The organism is Pontibacter pudoricolor (assembly GCF_010092985.1).
GTDB classification, from domain to species: domain Bacteria; phylum Bacteroidota; class Bacteroidia; order Cytophagales; family Hymenobacteraceae; genus Pontibacter; species Pontibacter pudoricolor.
The window spans coordinates 3,595,868-3,612,258 of sequence record NZ_CP048106.1 but is presented as its reverse complement, the minus strand read 5'-3'; the positions used below and the strand labels follow the sequence as shown (position 1 = coordinate 3,612,258).

At 46.3% G+C, this 16,391-nt stretch carries 20 protein-coding genes; 10 read left to right on the top strand and 10 right to left on the bottom strand.

Annotated elements, in window-relative coordinates; all coding sequences use genetic code 11:
• Positions 1-185: 185 nt before the first annotated feature.
• Together lipA and GSQ66_RS15660 are read right to left on the bottom strand one after the other, a co-directional pair.
• Positions 186-1,088, bottom strand: coding sequence for a lipoyl synthase (gene lipA / locus GSQ66_RS15665; RefSeq protein ID WP_394351442.1), 903 nt, complete (start codon positions 1,086-1,088; stop codon positions 186-188).
• A 97-nt stretch (positions 1,089-1,185) separates the two neighbouring features.
• Positions 1,186-1,929: a hypothetical protein gene (locus tag GSQ66_RS15660; RefSeq protein ID WP_162428327.1), complete on the bottom strand. Its 744-nt coding sequence runs from the start codon at positions 1,927-1,929 to the stop codon at positions 1,186-1,188.
• A 65-nt stretch (positions 1,930-1,994) separates the two neighbouring features.
• On the opposite strand from GSQ66_RS15660, the gene GSQ66_RS15655 reads away from it, so the two are divergent.
• The gene (locus tag GSQ66_RS15655) at positions 1,995-2,405 is read left to right on the top strand and encodes an OsmC family protein (protein WP_162428326.1); all 411 of its coding nucleotides are present in this window, start codon (positions 1,995-1,997) and stop codon (positions 2,403-2,405) included.
• A 19-nt stretch (positions 2,406-2,424) separates the two neighbouring features.
• On the opposite strand, the gene ytxJ is transcribed toward GSQ66_RS15655, so the two are convergent.
• The 4 genes from ytxJ to GSQ66_RS15635 all read right to left on the bottom strand — a co-directional run bounded on the left by ytxJ (position 2,425) and on the right by GSQ66_RS15635 (position 5,390).
• The gene (gene ytxJ, locus GSQ66_RS15650; RefSeq protein ID WP_162428325.1) at positions 2,425-2,772 is read right to left on the bottom strand and encodes a bacillithiol system redox-active protein YtxJ; all 348 of its coding nucleotides are present in this window, start codon (positions 2,770-2,772) and stop codon (positions 2,425-2,427) included.
• Positions 2,773-2,799: 27 nt separating this feature from the next.
• Positions 2,800-3,096: a hypothetical protein gene (locus GSQ66_RS15645; protein ID WP_162428324.1), complete on the bottom strand. Its 297-nt coding sequence runs from the start codon at positions 3,094-3,096 to the stop codon at positions 2,800-2,802.
• An 81-nt stretch (positions 3,097-3,177) separates the two neighbouring features.
• Entirely contained in the window at positions 3,178-3,387 is a 210-nt protein-coding gene (locus GSQ66_RS15640) for a hypothetical protein (RefSeq protein ID WP_162425571.1), read from the bottom strand.
• 23 nt (positions 3,388-3,410) lie between these two features.
• On the bottom strand, positions 3,411-5,390 hold the full coding sequence (locus GSQ66_RS15635; protein ID WP_162428323.1) for an alpha-ketoacid dehydrogenase subunit alpha/beta: 1,980 nt from the start codon (positions 5,388-5,390) through the stop codon (positions 3,411-3,413).
• A 180-nt stretch (positions 5,391-5,570) separates the two neighbouring features.
• On the opposite strand from GSQ66_RS15635, the gene GSQ66_RS15630 reads away from it, so the two are divergent.
• Positions 5,571-6,836 carry a M16 family metallopeptidase gene (locus GSQ66_RS15630; RefSeq protein WP_162428322.1) on the top strand — a complete coding sequence of 422 codons (1,266 nt, stop codon included), beginning with the start codon at positions 5,571-5,573 and terminating at the stop codon, positions 6,834-6,836.
• A 454-nt stretch (positions 6,837-7,290) separates the two neighbouring features.
• Here the strand turns inward: GSQ66_RS15630 and GSQ66_RS15625 are convergent, their stop codons facing one another.
• Positions 7,291-8,496, bottom strand: a complete 1,206-nt coding sequence (locus GSQ66_RS15625) for an NADH-quinone oxidoreductase subunit D (RefSeq protein ID WP_162428321.1) — start codon at positions 8,494-8,496, stop codon at positions 7,291-7,293.
• Positions 8,497-8,722: 226 nt separating this feature from the next.
• Here GSQ66_RS15625 and GSQ66_RS15620 point away from each other — a divergent pair, with 226 nt between their 5' ends.
• From GSQ66_RS15620 to GSQ66_RS15585, 8 genes are all read left to right on the top strand, one after another.
• Complete coding sequence (locus GSQ66_RS15620) at positions 8,723-9,106, top strand: DUF7079 family protein (RefSeq protein WP_162428320.1); 384 nt, start codon at positions 8,723-8,725, stop codon at positions 9,104-9,106.
• A gap of 75 nt (positions 9,107-9,181) precedes the next feature.
• A complete protein-coding gene (locus GSQ66_RS15615) occupies positions 9,182-9,499 on the top strand; it encodes a hypothetical protein (RefSeq protein ID WP_162428319.1) in 318 nt (105 codons plus the stop codon).
• A 235-nt stretch (positions 9,500-9,734) separates the two neighbouring features.
• A complete protein-coding gene (locus GSQ66_RS15610) occupies positions 9,735-10,127 on the top strand; it encodes a hypothetical protein (protein WP_162428318.1) in 393 nt (130 codons plus the stop codon).
• Between the two features lie 146 nt (positions 10,128-10,273).
• A complete protein-coding gene (locus tag GSQ66_RS15605) occupies positions 10,274-11,239 on the top strand; it encodes an NAD(P)-dependent alcohol dehydrogenase (RefSeq protein ID WP_162428317.1) in 966 nt (321 codons plus the stop codon).
• Positions 11,240-11,469: 230 nt separating this feature from the next.
• Positions 11,470-12,363, top strand: coding sequence for a tetratricopeptide repeat protein (locus GSQ66_RS15600; RefSeq protein WP_162428316.1), 894 nt, complete (start codon positions 11,470-11,472; stop codon positions 12,361-12,363).
• 115 nt (positions 12,364-12,478) lie between these two features.
• Positions 12,479-12,916, top strand: coding sequence for a hypothetical protein (locus tag GSQ66_RS15595; protein WP_162428315.1), 438 nt, complete (start codon positions 12,479-12,481; stop codon positions 12,914-12,916).
• 33 nt (positions 12,917-12,949) lie between these two features.
• The gene (locus GSQ66_RS15590; RefSeq protein WP_162428314.1) at positions 12,950-13,138 is read left to right on the top strand and encodes a hypothetical protein; all 189 of its coding nucleotides are present in this window, start codon (positions 12,950-12,952) and stop codon (positions 13,136-13,138) included.
• Positions 13,138-13,932 (top strand): SPFH domain-containing protein, encoded by a 795-nt coding sequence (locus tag GSQ66_RS15585; protein ID WP_162428313.1) that lies wholly within the window; start codon positions 13,138-13,140, stop codon positions 13,930-13,932. Before GSQ66_RS15590 ends, GSQ66_RS15585 begins: the two co-directional genes overlap by 1 nt.
• 638 nt (positions 13,933-14,570) lie before the next feature.
• Here GSQ66_RS15585 and GSQ66_RS15580 read toward each other — a convergent pair.
• From GSQ66_RS15580 to GSQ66_RS15570, 3 genes are all read right to left on the bottom strand, one after another.
• Complete coding sequence (locus GSQ66_RS15580; protein WP_162428312.1) at positions 14,571-15,167, bottom strand: NADH-quinone oxidoreductase subunit C; 597 nt, start codon at positions 15,165-15,167, stop codon at positions 14,571-14,573.
• 72 nt (positions 15,168-15,239) lie between these two features.
• On the bottom strand, positions 15,240-15,761 hold the full coding sequence (gene nuoB, locus GSQ66_RS15575) for an NADH-quinone oxidoreductase subunit NuoB (protein WP_162429102.1): 522 nt from the start codon (positions 15,759-15,761) through the stop codon (positions 15,240-15,242).
• A gap of 40 nt (positions 15,762-15,801) precedes the next feature.
• Complete coding sequence (locus tag GSQ66_RS15570; RefSeq protein ID WP_162428311.1) at positions 15,802-16,320, bottom strand: NADH-quinone oxidoreductase subunit A; 519 nt, start codon at positions 16,318-16,320, stop codon at positions 15,802-15,804.
• Positions 16,321-16,391: the final 71 nt, after the last annotated feature.

Genomic DNA, 16,391 nt, shown 5'->3' with positions numbered 1-16,391 from the left:
TAAGACGTATAAGGTCCCTTGGTTACGCTGGCTCTTTTCAACTCGCGTCTCAAGTACGCTCAGGATAACAGAAGAAGAACGTTATATAGCAAAAGCAGAGCATCCCAGATTACACTGAAAAAGAATGAAAACAAAAAAGCCCTGTTGCGCTGGCAACAGGGCTTCCGAAAAGATAGTACTCAAACTTATACATTCACGTGGCGCTCGGCGTGGTACGACGAACGAACCAACGGACCTGACTCCACATATTTGATACCTCTGTTCAAACCTTCTTCGCGGTAGTGCGCAAACAGGTCCGGGTGTATAAACTCTGCTACTTCTATATGTAATTTTGTTGGCTGTAAGTACTGGCCAAGCGTCAGGATATCGCAACCGTTGGCAGCAAGATCATCCATTGCCTGATACACCTGTTCGCGGGTTTCGCCTAACCCAAGCATAATGCCGGTTTTTGTGCGCTTACCATACTCTTTCGTACGCTTTATCTGCTCCAGGCTTCGCTCATACTTAGCCTGCGGGCGCACCTGGCGGTATAGTTCTTTTACCGTTTCCATGTTATGCGACACCACTTCCTGGCCAGCTGAGATCATGGTTATCAACGCATCCCAGGTTCCTTTTACATCTGGGATCAGGGTTTCTATAGTTGTGGCCGGCGACAGCTCTTTTACTAACCTCACCGTTTCGTGCCAGATAGCGGCGCCACGGTCTTTCAGCTCATCGCGGTTAACAGATGTGATAACGGCATGTTTTACGCCCATCAGCTGAATAGCTTCTGCTACACGGCGTGGCTCATCCTCGTCGTACTCGTTCGGGCGGCCGGTAGCCACAGCGCAAAAAGAGCAGCTGCGTGTGCAAACGTTACCCAGAATCATGAAGGTGGCCGTGCCTGCTCCCCAGCATTCGCCCATGTTCGGGCAGTTGCCGCTTTCGCAGATGGTATGCAGTTTATATTCAGATACTATGTTGCGTACTTTAGCGTATTCCTGCCCTACAGGCAATTTTACGCGAAGCCAGTTTGGTTTACGTATTTTGCCGTTTTCACTCAGTTCTGCAGGAGTGGTATTGGGCTGTATTACCGGAAGTGATATGATTTCATCCATGCTGCAAAGATAGGAAGTAATGTGTTAAGAGACATTAGTTTTATGGCTCTTTCCTTTGCAACAGAAGTGTACTAAAATTTGTTCGGAATTATTTACGGCGCCCGTAATAGATGTTAAGGTACACAGATGTAAAGCGGCTGTTATTGCTTGCTTCCGGAATAATGACCAGTTCCTTTGTATACATTTCTACCATCACCCCAACCTCTACACCAGCTATACTTTCGTTATAACGGCCATATTCGAAGCTCAGGCCTGCTTTTACATGGGCACCTATGTTCAGAGCTGATTCTCCTAAGCCTGTAAATACACCGCCGCTGCCCTGTATCCTGGCCAGGTCCTTGTGGTCTTGCGGATTATATTGCTCGGTACGGACGCCTTCGCTTGTGCCTTGCAGGCCGTAGTTGTAGCGCACATAATAAGGCACCAGGAAACCCAGCGAAGGGCCAATGGCACCAATGGCATTCACCTGTACCCCCGACTCGGCGGCCTTCCGGAAAAGCACCAGCTCACGGCCATATTGCGGACGCACTACAAATAAATAATTCTGCTTACCCCGGATATAGGAATCCCCGGTTTCGCCGCTGTAAAAGCGCTGCTCCCGAGGGTGTTTTACTTCCACAATCTCCAGGGCTCCAAACTGCAGCATATTATGGTTCATGGTGTAAGCCGACCGGACAAAAACACCGCCAATCAGGCCACCGTTAGAGTTCAGGTTTAAACCATAGCTCAGTTCGTTATCAAAAGACTCCTCTTCTTCTTCAGACTGGGCGAGCGCCGGCAAAGCAATACCTGCAAAAGCGAGCGTAAGCACGAAAGCGATGTATCGGATCACTTAGAATAATTTATAGTTTATTTAAAAGTAAGTAAATTCACGCTTTATTCAAATCAATACTTGTTATGGCAACTATCCAAAATAAATACCAGGGCAATTTGCGTACGCAAGCCCAGCATCTGGCTTCAGGCAACACCATTATTACGGACGCACCACTCGACAATAACGGCCGTGGAGAGGCATTCTCACCTTCGGACCTGGTTTGTGCTGCACTTGGCAGCTGTATGATGACCATTATGGGCATTGTAGCTGAACGCAACAGCATCGCCATTGAAGGCATGGAAATAGAAACCACTAAAATTATGGTTGCCGATCCACGTCGTATCGGTGAAATTGTGCTAACATTTAAAATGCCGGCTATAGCCTATACTGCAAAAGAAAAAGCTTTGTTGGAGAACGCGGCCCGCACCTGTCCGGTTGCAATGAGCCTTCATCCGGAAATAAAGCAATCGGTAAGCTTTAACTACCAGAACTAGAACAGAAGTTGCTGCATCTTTAGCCAGATGCAGCAACTTTTTTCTTCATCTCATCTAAGTTTATGCTTAAATGCGATGCGTTATAAGTACACATTCCATCCTGCAGCAGCAATATCTGCGGCGACTCGTGGCGTACCTGCAATACTTCTGCTATTTCGTTAGATACCGGGCGATAGGCCAGCAAATCCAGGTAATATGGTTTAATATGGTCAAGTCCTTTGCCATCCCATTGGCGTTCCAGGCGGCTTTTGGCTGTTGAGCTGATCGAACAGGAAGTACTGTGCTTAAAGATCACAACAGGGGTGTGTTTCGACTCTTCCAGTATAGTGTCCAGCTGTTCTGTGCTATTCAGGGGGTGCCAGTTCATAATTAGGTTTTGTTTGTACGTAGTGTTTTACCCGCCAGCCTGCTTACTGGTTGTCTTCCTGCGCAGAAATGTTTTCTTTTTCAGCGGTTTACCTGCTTCATCAAACTTATACCGGCGGCGCTCATCGCGTTTCTTTACTTTTTTTCGGGCAGCTTCTCCTTTTTTAAAGGTATAAGCATCCGTGTTCAGGTGGCTGTCTTTGTAAGTGGATTCTGTTTTCTCGGCTTCCTTCAGAAAGCGCCGTTGTTCCTTTTTCTGCTTATCGTCGCTCAGGTTCTTTATCTGCGCCATGGCTGGCACCACCCCGAGAAATAACAGCATCATAAAGCCGACTATCCCTTTCGTAAACATTTTCATCATAGGCCTCCTCTCATATAGTATAAGTATAGTTTACGAGGGTCGCCCTTAGAAGAACAGGAATTTCTTCTTCTTTTGTACCAGTCCATCTTTGTTGGTAGATACCCTGATCGCTTCGAGGCCGGCAGCACCTTTTGCCTGCACCTTTACACTTTTGCCATTAGGCGAGGGACAGGGAATACCCTTTTTACCACAGCCTGTAGCAACAGAAAGCATTATAGTTACCAGTACCAGGTAAAAGATTCGGTTAAAGGTCATAGCTGATCAGGTAAAGTATGTTATTAATACGCAAGTATCGCTTCTACCTTTTCGCGGAGGCGTTGCTTTGGCAGGAATTCTGCTTCCAGTGGCGGTGCAAAAGGTATGGCAGTATCAAGGCTGGCTACTCGGGCAACGGGCCCGTCCAGGTGCTCAAAGCAATTCTCCCCGATCCAGGCTGCAATTTCGCCGCCTATGCCACCTGTCAGGGTGTCTTCGTGTAAAATTATAACGCGGCCGGTCCTGGCTACAGTATTTCGTACGGCCTCTTTATCCCAAGGCAATAATGATCGCAGATCCAGGATCTCAATACTTGTACCCGGCATTTCCTGCTGTAGTTGCTTAGCCCAGTGCACGCCCATACCATACGTTATAATAGACAGGTCTTCACCTTCTGCTACTGTTTTCGCTTTCCCGATCTCTATCGTGTAATAATCATCCGGAATATCCTGCGAGATGGAACGATAAAGCAGCTTGTGCTCAAAATACATTACCGGATTCGGATCTTCGATCGCAGCATTCAGCAACCCTTTGGCATCATACGGAGACGACGGATAAACGATCTTCAGGCCCGGCGTGTGGAAGAACCAGGCTTCGTTGCTCTGTGAGTGGAACGGCCCTGCAGCAGTACCGGCACCGGTCGGCATACGCACTACCACATCGGCGTGCTGGCCCCAGCGGTAATGGCTCTTGGCCAGGTTATTCACGATCTGGTTAAAGCCCACGCTCACAAAGTCGGCAAACTGCATTTCCACCATGCTCTTTTTACCCTTAACAGACATACCCAGTCCAATACCAAGTATAGCTGACTCGCAAAGTGGTGTGTTACGCACGCGCTCTTTACCGAATTTATCTACAAAGCCTTCTGTAATCTTGAAAACGCCACCGTATTCGGCAATGTCCTGGCCCATTAAAACCAGTTCCGGGTAACGCTCCATGCTCTGGCGCAAACCATCCGAAATAGCATCAACAAAACGCTTTTCAGTTTTAGCACTTGATGCCGGCGCTACGGGCTGCTGTATGTATGGCTTATACATGTCGGCAATTTCTTCCTGGCGGTCAGCAACAGGCATTGGAGTAGCGAAAGCAGTCTGTAAACCTTCTTCAATTTCGGCTTTCAGTTCTTCACGAATGCTTTCCACTACTTTCGGGGTAAGTACCAGTTCATCCAGCAAAAACTTCTCATAGTTCTCTACCGGATCTTTCTTGGCCCATTTCTCGAACAGCTCCTGCGGCACATACTTGGTACCGCTGGCTTCTTCGTGCCCACGCATCCTGAACGTCATGGCTTCGATCAGAACAGGGCGCGGATTCTTGCGCATGCTGGCTGCTGTCTGGCGTACGGTATCGTATACTTCCAGCAGGTTATTGCCATCTATCTGCAGGGCATCCATACCATAGGCAGGGCCTTTATCTATAAACTGCTTAAACTTGAACTGCTCGTTGCTTGGCGTAGATAAACCATAGCCGTTATTCTCGATCATGAAAATAACCGGCAGTCCCCATACGGCTGCTACGTTCAGCGCCTCATGAAAGTCTCCTTCACTGGCTCCGCCATCGCCACTATACACCAGCGTTACTTTTTCTCTTTTATCCAGTAGGTCAGCCAGTGCAATACCGTCGGCTACAGCCAGCTGCGGCCCCAGGTGCGAGATCATGCCTACAATGTGGTGCTCATTAGACCCAAAGTGGAACGAACGGTCGCGGCCTTTTGTAAAGCCGGTTTTCTTACCCTGAAACTGGGCAAATAATCTATCCAAGGGCACATTGCGGCTGGTAAAAACGCCCAGGTTACGGTGCAGCGGCAATATGTATTCGTCCTGCTCCAGCGCCATGGCCGATCCTACAGAAATAGCTTCCTGGCCAATACCAGAAAACCACTTGCTTACTTTTCCCTGTCGCAGCAGCACGAGCATACGCTCTTCTATCATGCGTGGCTTAAGTATAGCACGGTAAAGGGAGATCAGTTCGTCCTCTGAATATTCTTTGCGGTTATAGTTCATCTCAGAAATTGGAAACTTCGTTATAGGTAGGCAAGTTAGTATATTAGGCGAAGCTATAAAATATGTCGCTAATTTATACTTTTGTTTCTATTTATGGCTAAATGGCTGCATTGTTAAATGGTTGAAAAAGATACGTCAGAGAATAACAATTTAACCATCAGGCAATTTAACAATTAAGATATGATACAGTTTAAGGAATTTACACTTGATAACGGATTGCGCGTGATCGTGCACGAAGACCATACCTCCCCGATGGCAGTTTTAAACGTGCTGTACGATGTTGGCTCGCGCGATGAAGTGGAACAACACACAGGTTTTGCCCATTTGTTTGAGCATCTGATGTTCAGCGGGTCTAAAAACATACCCGTGTACGATGAGCCGCTACAGCGTGTAGGGGGTGAAAATAACGCCTTTACAAGCCCGGATATTACCAATTATTACCTGACGTTACCGGCACAGAATATAGAAACCGGTTTCTGGTTGGAGTCGGACCGCATGATGGACCTGGCTTTTAGTGACCATGGCCTGGAAGTGCAGCGCAAAGTAGTGGTAGAAGAGTTTAAACAGACTTACCTGAACCAGCCTTACGGCGATGTATGGCTGAAACTACGCCCCTTGGCTTACAAAAATCACCCGTACAAATGGGCAACTATAGGCAAGGAGATCAAGCACATAGAAGACGCCACCATGGACATTGTAAAAGCCTTCCATAAAAAGCACTACTCGCCAAGCAACGCTATTTTGGTAATTGCCGGAAGTATAACCTTTGACCATGCCAAAGAGCTGACCGAAAAATGGTTTGGCCCTATACCGGCCGGCGAAAAGTACTCGCGCCACATCCCTAACGAACCGAAGCAAACCGAGCCACGCGTGCTGGAAACTACTGCTGATGTGCCACTAAGCGCTATCTATAAAACTTACCACATGCCGCACCGCATGCATCCGGATTACTATGCGATCGACCTGATCAGCGATATTCTGGGCCGCGGCAAGTCGAGCAGGTTATATGAGCAGTTGGTAAAAGAGCAGAGACTGTTCAACTCTGTTTCGGCGTCGGTTACCGGAAGTATAGAACCAGGCTTACTGATTATACAAGGCAAACTGAACGAAGGCGTAGACCTGCAGGAAGCCAATGCGGCCATCGAAAAGATAAACCAGGAACTGATGGATACGCTGGTAGATGAGCATGAATTGAACAAAGTAAAGAACCAGGCCGAAACCAGTTTAGTATTCTCTGAAATAGAGTTGCTGAACCGCGCTATGAACCTGGCATACGGTAAGCTTTTGGGCGATGCGAACTTTGTGAATACCGAAGGAGAAAAGATACAGGCCGTAACACCACAGGATATACAGCGTTGCGCCCGCGAGATTCTTGACCCTAACAATTGCTCTACACTGTTTTACAAGGCTGAGAAAAAAGAGCAGGAAGTAACGGCAGAACTATAGTTTATAGTTGCATAAAGTAAAAGGCGTACTGGCAACAAACCAGCACGCCTTTTTTATAATACTATAGTTTACCTTCCTGGCATCTTTAACAGCATGAGGAATGCTGTAACTGAACCCCTTCCTGCCTCTCCTGAGCAGGGGGCATCTGTTATGGTCCAGGCTATTGTTTTATGGTTGCTTTCCCTTATACCCTTCTCCTGAAACAAGAAGCTTTCCTGCTGCTATAGTTTGATCTATAGTTCTACAGTTACCATTACCTGTCCCTTCAAAGGCAGGAGCATCTCATTTTCTCAAATTTATTTTTCGTGAAAGGTTCTTGTTAGCTTCCGGAGTGACTCTGCCTCCCTTCGCCCGGGTTTATTTAACAGAACGACAGGCAATTTTAGCTGGCCTTAAACAGTGTGGCTCGATCCTGCCTTTTGCCCAGGTAGCGTTGGGAAATTAATAACTGAACTTATCTATCCACCTCGCCCAGCACGATATCTATGGAACCAACTATAGCAATCAGGTCGGCAACCATGCAACCGCGGCTTATCTCGGGCAATACAGAAAGGTTTACAAAGCTCGGCGCACGGCCATGGCAACGGAAAGGCACATCGCTTTTATCAGTAGTTCTAAAAAAGTAGCCCAGTTCGCCCCGTGGTGTTTCGCCCCGGAAGTATAGCTCCTGCGAGCCAACCATACGCAGCTTTTTAGGACAGGCTGCCTGCGGATCAAAATCAGGGGTACGCTTATAGTCGCCAGTCAGTCTATCGAGGCACTGAACTATAATTTTGGCAGATTCGCGGCACTCCAGGGCGCGTACATAGTTGCGATCCCAGCAATCGCCGGTGGTGCCCACCATGCCTGTGCCAATCGGAATTTCAAAATCCAGTTCCGGATACACACTATAGCCATCTATGCGGCGCAGGTCGTACTTCAGGCCGGAGCCGCGCAACATCGGGCCGGAGCAGCCATAGTTTATCGCTACATCCAGCGGCAGCACACCTACATTGGCAGTGCGGTCTATAAAGATCTTGTTATCTAAAAGAATAGTGTCGAGTTCGTTGAGTTTGGGTAGCAGGTAGTTTATAAACTCGCGGCAGCGGGCCTCAAAACCAATGGGCAGGTCGTAATACAAGCCACCCACCCAGATATAGTTGTACAGCATACGTGCCCCCGAAACCCACTCCAGCAAACGCTGAATGTGCTCACGGTCGCGGAGCAGCCACAAAAACGGTGTAAAAGCCCCTATATCAATAGCATAAGTACCAATAGCTACAAAATGCGAAGCCAATCGGTTAAGCTCAGCCAGCAACACGCGGATGTACTCTACCCGTTTTGGTATCTGGTCGGTAATACCCATCAGTTTTTCCACGCCCATGCACCAGACGTGCTCCGAGTTCATGGCAGCCAGGTAGTCCATGCGGTCTACGTAGGGGATGGTCTGGTTATAGGCCATGTGTTCGGCGTGCTTCTCGAAACAGCGGTGCAGGTAGCCAATGTGCGGCGCTACCTCCTGTATCACTTCGCCATCGGTTATTACCTCCAGGCGCAGTACGCCGTGCGTGCTCGGGTGCTGCGGCCCCATGTTCACGATCATCTCGCCTGCCTTCAGGCCATCCAGGCTGAACTTGTTCGGCTCCGACTGCAGCAGGTAGTTTTGGTAGATGGTGGACAAGGCGCGTTAGAAAGTTAATGAGTTTAAGAGTTAGGCAAAGTTCGGAAAAAAGGGGGAATTCTGCAGGGGTTTATATTTAATGGCTTATAGTTAAGTTAATAATATATTATTAACAATATATAGTATATTCGTTAGTCCAGTTACGTTTATCCGACTAACGGTAGTTGGCTAAACGTAATAGATTTCGTTTATACTATAGTTAGACCTCATAGAAATTAATAGAAGAATGACCGCAGTTGAGATAGAAAGAAGAAAGCCTGTTTGGTCAGCACTGTCTGAGTTCTATCTTGACACAGAATTGAGTAAAGAAGAAATAAGCAGAATTGCCAAAGTCTTCAGCGAAAGCAAATTTTCATTTGAAGAGCTAAAGGAAATAAACTACTCTGAAGTTGGTCCTGTAGTAATCACCAATCTGTACAGCACAGCAGGAGTATGGAATGGGTTTGACAAAGAGTGGCTTTTTGAACAGATCATAAAGCGACTGAACAAGAAAAAGGGGAAAGGATTGCTTGCGAAGATGTTCAGACCTGTATATAGGAAACAGATAGATAAATTTTGTAGTGATTATTGGCAAGCAGTAACTACAGAAATGAAGAACCACGTGGTCTAACCACACCTTTACTGTAGCTATGCTACAGCAAAGCCAAGCACGTTAGCGAACATTTAATATATCAAATAGAATTTCATGACACCATTTGGACTAACTAAATATCATTTCAAAATTATTGGAATGATATTAGGCGTTTCAATAAGTATAATGCTTATCCTTTTATTATTAAATGGAATATATCTACAAGTTGCTGGTATATTTTGGTTTGCAATAATTACATCTTTTGCAGCACAATTGAGTATTAAATTTCTAAATGCAAAAATAAATTATCAGATAGCATTTGGAATAGGAGTTTTGACTCTCTTATTAGCACATTTAACATTGATGCCCTTATGGATAATTGTTGGAAATAACGATATAACTTTCGATACTTTTTTGCTTACATATCTTTGATTATCATAATTGGGGTAATTCTGCAATTACTTATTTCATTAATATTTATAAAATTCAGTAACCCCGCTGGCGCGAGCTTGTAGCTCGTGCTTCTGTATATTCACAAAGCAATACTCGGAAAGCAGTATGCCGGACACGAGCTACAAGCTCGCGCCAGCAAAAATGCCATCGCCATTTACTGAGATTAATTATACCCCAATAAACACCTCCACAATAAACGAAACCTACTCCAACCATGAATACAGAATGGCATTTCCCGGTAATGATTTTTGCCTCTTTAGTTGTTTTCTTTCTGGTGATCAGAGCGGTTTTACCAGCGCAGGAGTTCAGACAGAAAAAGTATATGGTTGCACTACTCTCCGTTTTGGTAGTTATAGTAGGGATGCTGTTTGGTAAATACGGCGCTACATGGGGATTGCCCTGGTGGGTATATTACCCGATCCCCATGCTGATGACGGTATTGTTGCCGCCATTCGTCCTGAAACTGAGAAAGACTAAAACGGTCCTGTACCTGATTCTGAGTTTTATATCGGCACCTTTCATTCACATCTTTTTCTCCTTCTTCTTCGGCTGGACAGAATACATGCCCTTTTGGGAAATCCCATCCGCGCAGATCATATTTCAATAAATCAGCTATAGTATAAACAAGCTGGATGACTGAAGTTTCTTTTGATCATTTGCCACAAACCTTCCCTTGTCTCCGGAAACCACTTAACAAAAACATAAAGTGCTTAGGCAACAAGTATAAAGTATAAACCTTATCTTTTGCAGGTAATGAAAGCAGCAGTACATACCCGATACGGGCCACCCGAAGTGGTAAGCGTAAAGGAGATTCCCAAACCTGAGCCCAAAGACAATGAGGTGCTGATACGGGTTTATGCCTCTACCGTTAACCGTACCGACAGCGGGTTCCGGAGCGCCGAATACTTCGTTTCGAGGTTCTGGAGTGGATTATTACGGCCTAATTACCAGATACTTGGTTGTGAGTTCGCCGGCCAGGTGGAGGCTGTGGGCAAGGCAGTGAAATCAGTGAAGGTGGGGGAAAGAATATTCGGCTATAACGACAAGAAATGCGGCGGGCATGGCGAGTACACAACACTGGAGGAAAACGACGCCTTCACAACTATACCGGAAGGCCTGACCTACGAAGAATCCGCCCCGATCACAGAAGGAGCACATTATGCGCTGGGGCACATTCGGGCAGCAAAAGTAAAAGCCGGTCAAGCTGTATTGGTATATGGGGCAACGGGTGCTATCGGCTCGGCAATGGTACAATTGCTCAAACACTTCGGGGCACATATAACGGCAGTATGTCATACCAAACATGTAGCACTTGTCAAATCCCTGGGGGCCGATGTCGTCATCGATTATACACAGGAAGATTATGCCCGGGCAGGCCGCATGTATAGTGTTGTGTTCGATGCTGTCGGGAAAACGTCGTTCGGGCATTGCAAACCGGTGCTAACGGAAAAAGGCATTTACATCTCTACAGAACTCGGCAAAAACTGGGAAAACATTTACCTGGCACTTTTAACACCGCTCCGGAAGGGCAAAAAAGTATTGTTTCCGATACCTACCATCAGCAAAGCGGACGTAGATTTTCTAAAACAACTGGTGGAGCAAAAGCAGTTTAAACCTCTACTGGACCGGACATATCCGTTAGAACAAATCGTTGAAGCCTATAAATATGTGGAGACAGGCCAGAAAATAGGTAATGTAGTCATCACGATGCCTCACTAAGTAATCCCCAACCCCGCAGTATAAAAGCTGAAGGAGAGTATTCCCGCTTACACAGCTATAGTTACCTGCACTATAGTTGTGTAAGCGGTTTCAATTTTACCGGACAGATAGTATATAGATCTTATAATATATAGTATATTCGTTAGCGGAGGCCCAATTGCTGGTTGCGTTCTGCTGATAACCATTATTTTATATCTTCTTTTCTATAGTTTCCGGCCATTTAAACCATTATGAAGCAGTTAATTGCACTTGTCATCTTCCTGGCGCTCACAAGCCTCTGTTCCGCACAGACTTTCCAGGCCGATTTTAACAGATATTGCCAGGAAAACGACACGCTGAAGCAAAGGGAAACATTATTGAAATGGGAGAAAGCCACCCCAAAAGACCCGGAACTCTTTACAGGTTACTTTAACTATTATTTCCTTAAGTCAAGAGAAGAAGTTATTTCGCTTACCGCGACGCAGCCAAAAGGAGAAAGCCTGGTGCTTTCGGACAATACAAATAAATCGGCCGGGTATATGGCCAGCGAAGTTGTCTTTAATAACTCCACGTTAAAAAAAGGGCTTGAGAAAATAGACGAGGGAATTAAACTATACCCTGACCGGCTCGACATGAGATTTGGAAAAATATACGCGTTGGGGCAGGCAGGCGATTGGCAAAGCTTTACAGACGAAATAGTTACCGCCATTCAATACTCGAAAGCGAACCAGAACCAATGGACATGGACCAACAACGAAAAACGTCCGGATGGTAAAGACTTTCTCCTCTCCAGTTTACAGAATTATCAACTGCAGCTGTATAATACCGGAGACGATGAGTTGCTGAAAAATATGAGAACTATAGCAACTGAAATTCTGAAGCTGTATCCCGATCATATTGAAAGCCTGTCAAACCTGTCGATTACTTACCTGCTGACCGGCGAGTATGATAAAGGAATTGCCCCGCTCTTACAGGCTGAGAAGTTGAACCCGAAAGATGCAATTGTGCTGGCAAATATCGCCCAGGGGTACAGGCTAAAGGGTGATAAGAAAAATGCGATCGAATACTACGAAAAAGTGATTCGGTTTGCTGATGATGCAGAAATGATTTCGGTTGCCAAGAGGCATATTGAAAAATTAAAGTAACCATTACTACCAGGCATAGCCTGCCGCCGCAAAAGCCAACTATAAACTATAGCAGGCAGCTAAGCATAATTAAATACCAGTTACAGATTAAGAAGCCCATAAACCACGCTTATACATGAAGCAAATTATAGCATGCCTGTTAGGCTTTGTACTTTTTATAATGCTCTTTAGCTCCTGCGGGAAAGAGAATGAGGCGCCGGCAGATATTCTGCTTTCTGCTACCTGGAAACCGGGGATGCAGGATAAAAACCCGGCCACTAACCCTCCCGGAAAGGTAAGATATTTTGCTGTTCTGACATGCCAGCAGGATGATATTTACCACTTTGATGCGAAGGGTACCTTAACAATTAATCAGGGAACAACTAAGTGCAACGCCGGTGAGCCTACAATTGCAACTCTGCCTTACACCTATAACCGGACCACAAAAGAGTTGATAATTGACGGCATGAAGTATACAGTAGCAGAAGAGTCTGGAGAACAGGTAAAATACTATGCCCCTACGGCTTCCGCTACAGAGTTTGAGTACCTTATTTTTCTGCTCCATAAAAACTAATCTGCCGGATACCATTTTGAATACCTCCCGCTTATGAAATTTAAATACTTGTTGCTACTTGCCCTAGTGCTTATCGCTGACATTTTTGCTTATACCGAAGTAGTGGCTCTGATCCGGCAGCCATCCGACTCGTCAGTTATAATTGGGCTTTTACTTTTAGCCTTACTTATAGTTGTTAATTTTATAGTTATCCGTTACACCCTTTCTAAATTCAAAGCTTAATGAACCGCCAATTAATTACCTGGGCTATAGCTGCCGTGCTTATAGTTGTATTTTCTGTTACCGCCATGACCTCCTGCACCCGTATAGATGCCGGCCACGAAGGCATACTGGTTAAGTTATATGGCACCGATAAAGGTGTGCAGGACGTAAGCCTGGTAACAGGGCGTGTATGGTATAACCCGTTTACCGAAGAAGTGTACCAGTTCCCGACTTTCGTGCAGACTGTAGACTATAGCCCTTTTACAGTTAATGCCAAAGACGGTTCTGTTTTCACAGTTGATCCCACGATTTCGTTCAGGGTACTGCCTGGCGAGAGTCCGCGCATTTTCAGCAAGTACCGCAAAGAGATCGGACAGATCACCGAAACCACGCTTTATAACTATACGCGCGATGCCTTCCGTATTCAGTTCAACAAATACTCTACTGACAGCATCATTTCTAACCGGCAATCTTTTGAAGACAAGGTACAGCTGGCGCTTGGCGATGCCTTACGCAAAGAAGGCTTCGACCTGGAGCAAATGACCAGCGGCTTGCAGTACCCGGAAGTGATTGTGCAGGCGGTAAACCTGAAAAACAAAGCCGTACAGCAAGCCATGCAGGTAGAAAACGAATTGAAAGTAGCCGAAGCCCAGGCCCGTAAAAAAATAGTGGAAGCCGAAGCAGAAGCCAAAGCCAACGAATTACGCCAGCGCACATTAACACCGTTGCTAATACAACAGCAATTTATAGAAAAGTGGAATGGCAGCACCCCGCTTTATGGCAACTCGCCTACGTTTTTTAAGAATGTACAGTAAATTATAGTTGCTGATATGATAAAAAGGCTGCCAGATTGGTAGCCTTTTTTATTGCTGGTGGTTGATGTCATCCTGAGCGAAGCCGGGAAATCTTAATTGTTCTATAGTTGTAGTTCTTACAACTAGAAACAAGACGCAAAGTATTGCGTCTCTACAATACCCCCTACGTAGGGACAGGTCGCGACCTGCCCGCTCAACAGGCTGAAACTATAACACTTACACGCTAACTATAACACCAGCCTAAATTCCCCTCCCCGTAGGGGCAGTAGTGGGTTAAAACAGCAACTATAAATGATAGCCTGAACTATAGCAAAGGCTGTAAACCTCCTTCCCCTGTTCTGGGGGTAGGGGTCCTCTTTTAAAGGGGAAGGCTGGGATGGGGTAAAACGCCAACTATGCAACTATAACCTAAACTATAGCTATAGCCCAATCCTAAAAATCCATTAAATCTCACTTAATCCCGGTTAAGACAATGGCTTTCCCTTTCAGGCCAGTTACGTCGGGAGACGCAACACCATCGTAAGTCACGAGTCTGGAGACTCGCGCCAGCAACATGAACTATGGGACTAAGAACAACTATAGCAAATACAGAAACTTCCCTTCGCTAGGGCAGAAATGGGTAAACCCCAACTATAACCCTACTCCGGCTTTCCCCGCATGTCCGGGAATTGCTCGTGCGGGTGGTTTGTAAGCTTGATTGGTTCGCCACGGAAGCCGCTGTTCTCGTTGTGTTCGTCGTAGGGCACTTTAATGCCGTGGTAGTAATCCTGGAGTTTATAGTCTTTGCGGAGCGGGTGGCCTTCCCAGTCGGCGGCGCAAAGAATGCGGCGCATGTCGGGGTGGTTGGTAAAGTAAATACCCAGCAGATCAAATATTTCACGTTCCTGCCAGTCGGCAGTGCGCCAGATGTGGCTTATAGTTGGTATGGCAGGTATAGGTTCGTTTTCGGTATTACGTGGCACCTGTACCTTTAGCGTCAGGTGATGATCGTACGGAATGGAATACAGGTTATAAACAACCTCCATCGTGCCGGCTTCAGAACCATTATCTATACCAGTAATGCAGGAAAGAAAATCGAAGTAGGTTTGTTCGTTGTCGTGCAGTTCCAGGCAAACGCCGGCGAGGCGCTCGGTTTGCAGCACCAGGTAAGGTTGCAGGTTATCGGCCTTCTCAGCAACTATAACCTCAGCACCAAACTTCGCAACTATAAAATCCCTTAATTCCGCAAACTCCATATCTTAATGATTAATTAGGAATGATTAATGAGTAATATCCGTAGAGTAAGAAGTCTAATTATTCATTCCTCATTAAACATTATTCATTCTCTTTGCCATTATCTGCTGCACGGCTCTTGGGGCACGTATTGTTTCCTGCCGGATGATCTCCTGTAGTTTCAGGAAACCTCCGATCAATGCTTCAGGGCGTGGCGGGCAACCAGGCACATATACATCCACCGGTATAATCCGGTCTACGCCTTTTACCACGTGGTAACCGTGCTCCCAATACGGGCCGCCACAGTTAGAGCAACTTCCCATGGATATCACATAACGCGGCTCCGGCATTTGTTCATATAGTCGTCGCACACGGTCAGCCATTTTAAAAGTAACAGTGCCAGCCACAATCATCACATCAGACTGCCTCGGAGAAGCCCGCGGTATAATGCCGAAACGGTCCAGGTCGTAACCCGACGCGTAGGCGCCCATCATTTCGATGGCACAGCAAGCCAGACCAAAACCCATCGGGAACAGCGAGGTTAGTCGCGCCCAGTTCAGCAGGTCGTCCAGTTTGGTAATTACAATGCCGCCTTCTCCGGTTTTATCCAAAATAATGAATAATGATTAGTGAATAATGATGAATGACTCGGGTAAACTATAGTTTGTTTGTCCTTTGCCCTTCTTCTCTTGCCTTACTGTTATAGTTACGTTCGTTTACGCGCTGGTATAGGTCGGCAGGTATTTTAGAGCGGCTTTTAGGTATAATCGGAGCAGGTTTTATCCAGTCTAAATGGCCTTTTGCCCAGGCATACGCCAAACCGAGTACCAGTATACCGATAAAAATAAACATCTCGATCAACGAGAACCAACCCCACGTGCCATCAGTTGCTTCAATCAGGTCTCTGCGGCCAAACACCGTTGCCCACGGAAACAAAAAGGCCAGCTCCACATCGAAAATAATGAAGATCAGCGCCACTACGTAAAAGCGCGGGTTAAACTGCACCCACGAGTTGCCAATAGGCTCTTCCCCCGATTCGTAGGTTGTCAGCTTCTCAGCGTTTGGCCGGCTCGGGCGAATCATCTTTGCCGTTAGCAGGCCGATGGCCACAAATATGGCCCCACCTACCAGAAAAAGCAGGATCGTTCCAAAATCTGAAGCATAGGTTTCCGCCATAGTTAGCCGTGTTTACACAAATTTACGATAAAATTAATTACCCCGCCCGTGCCGGGTTAAATTCACGGGAG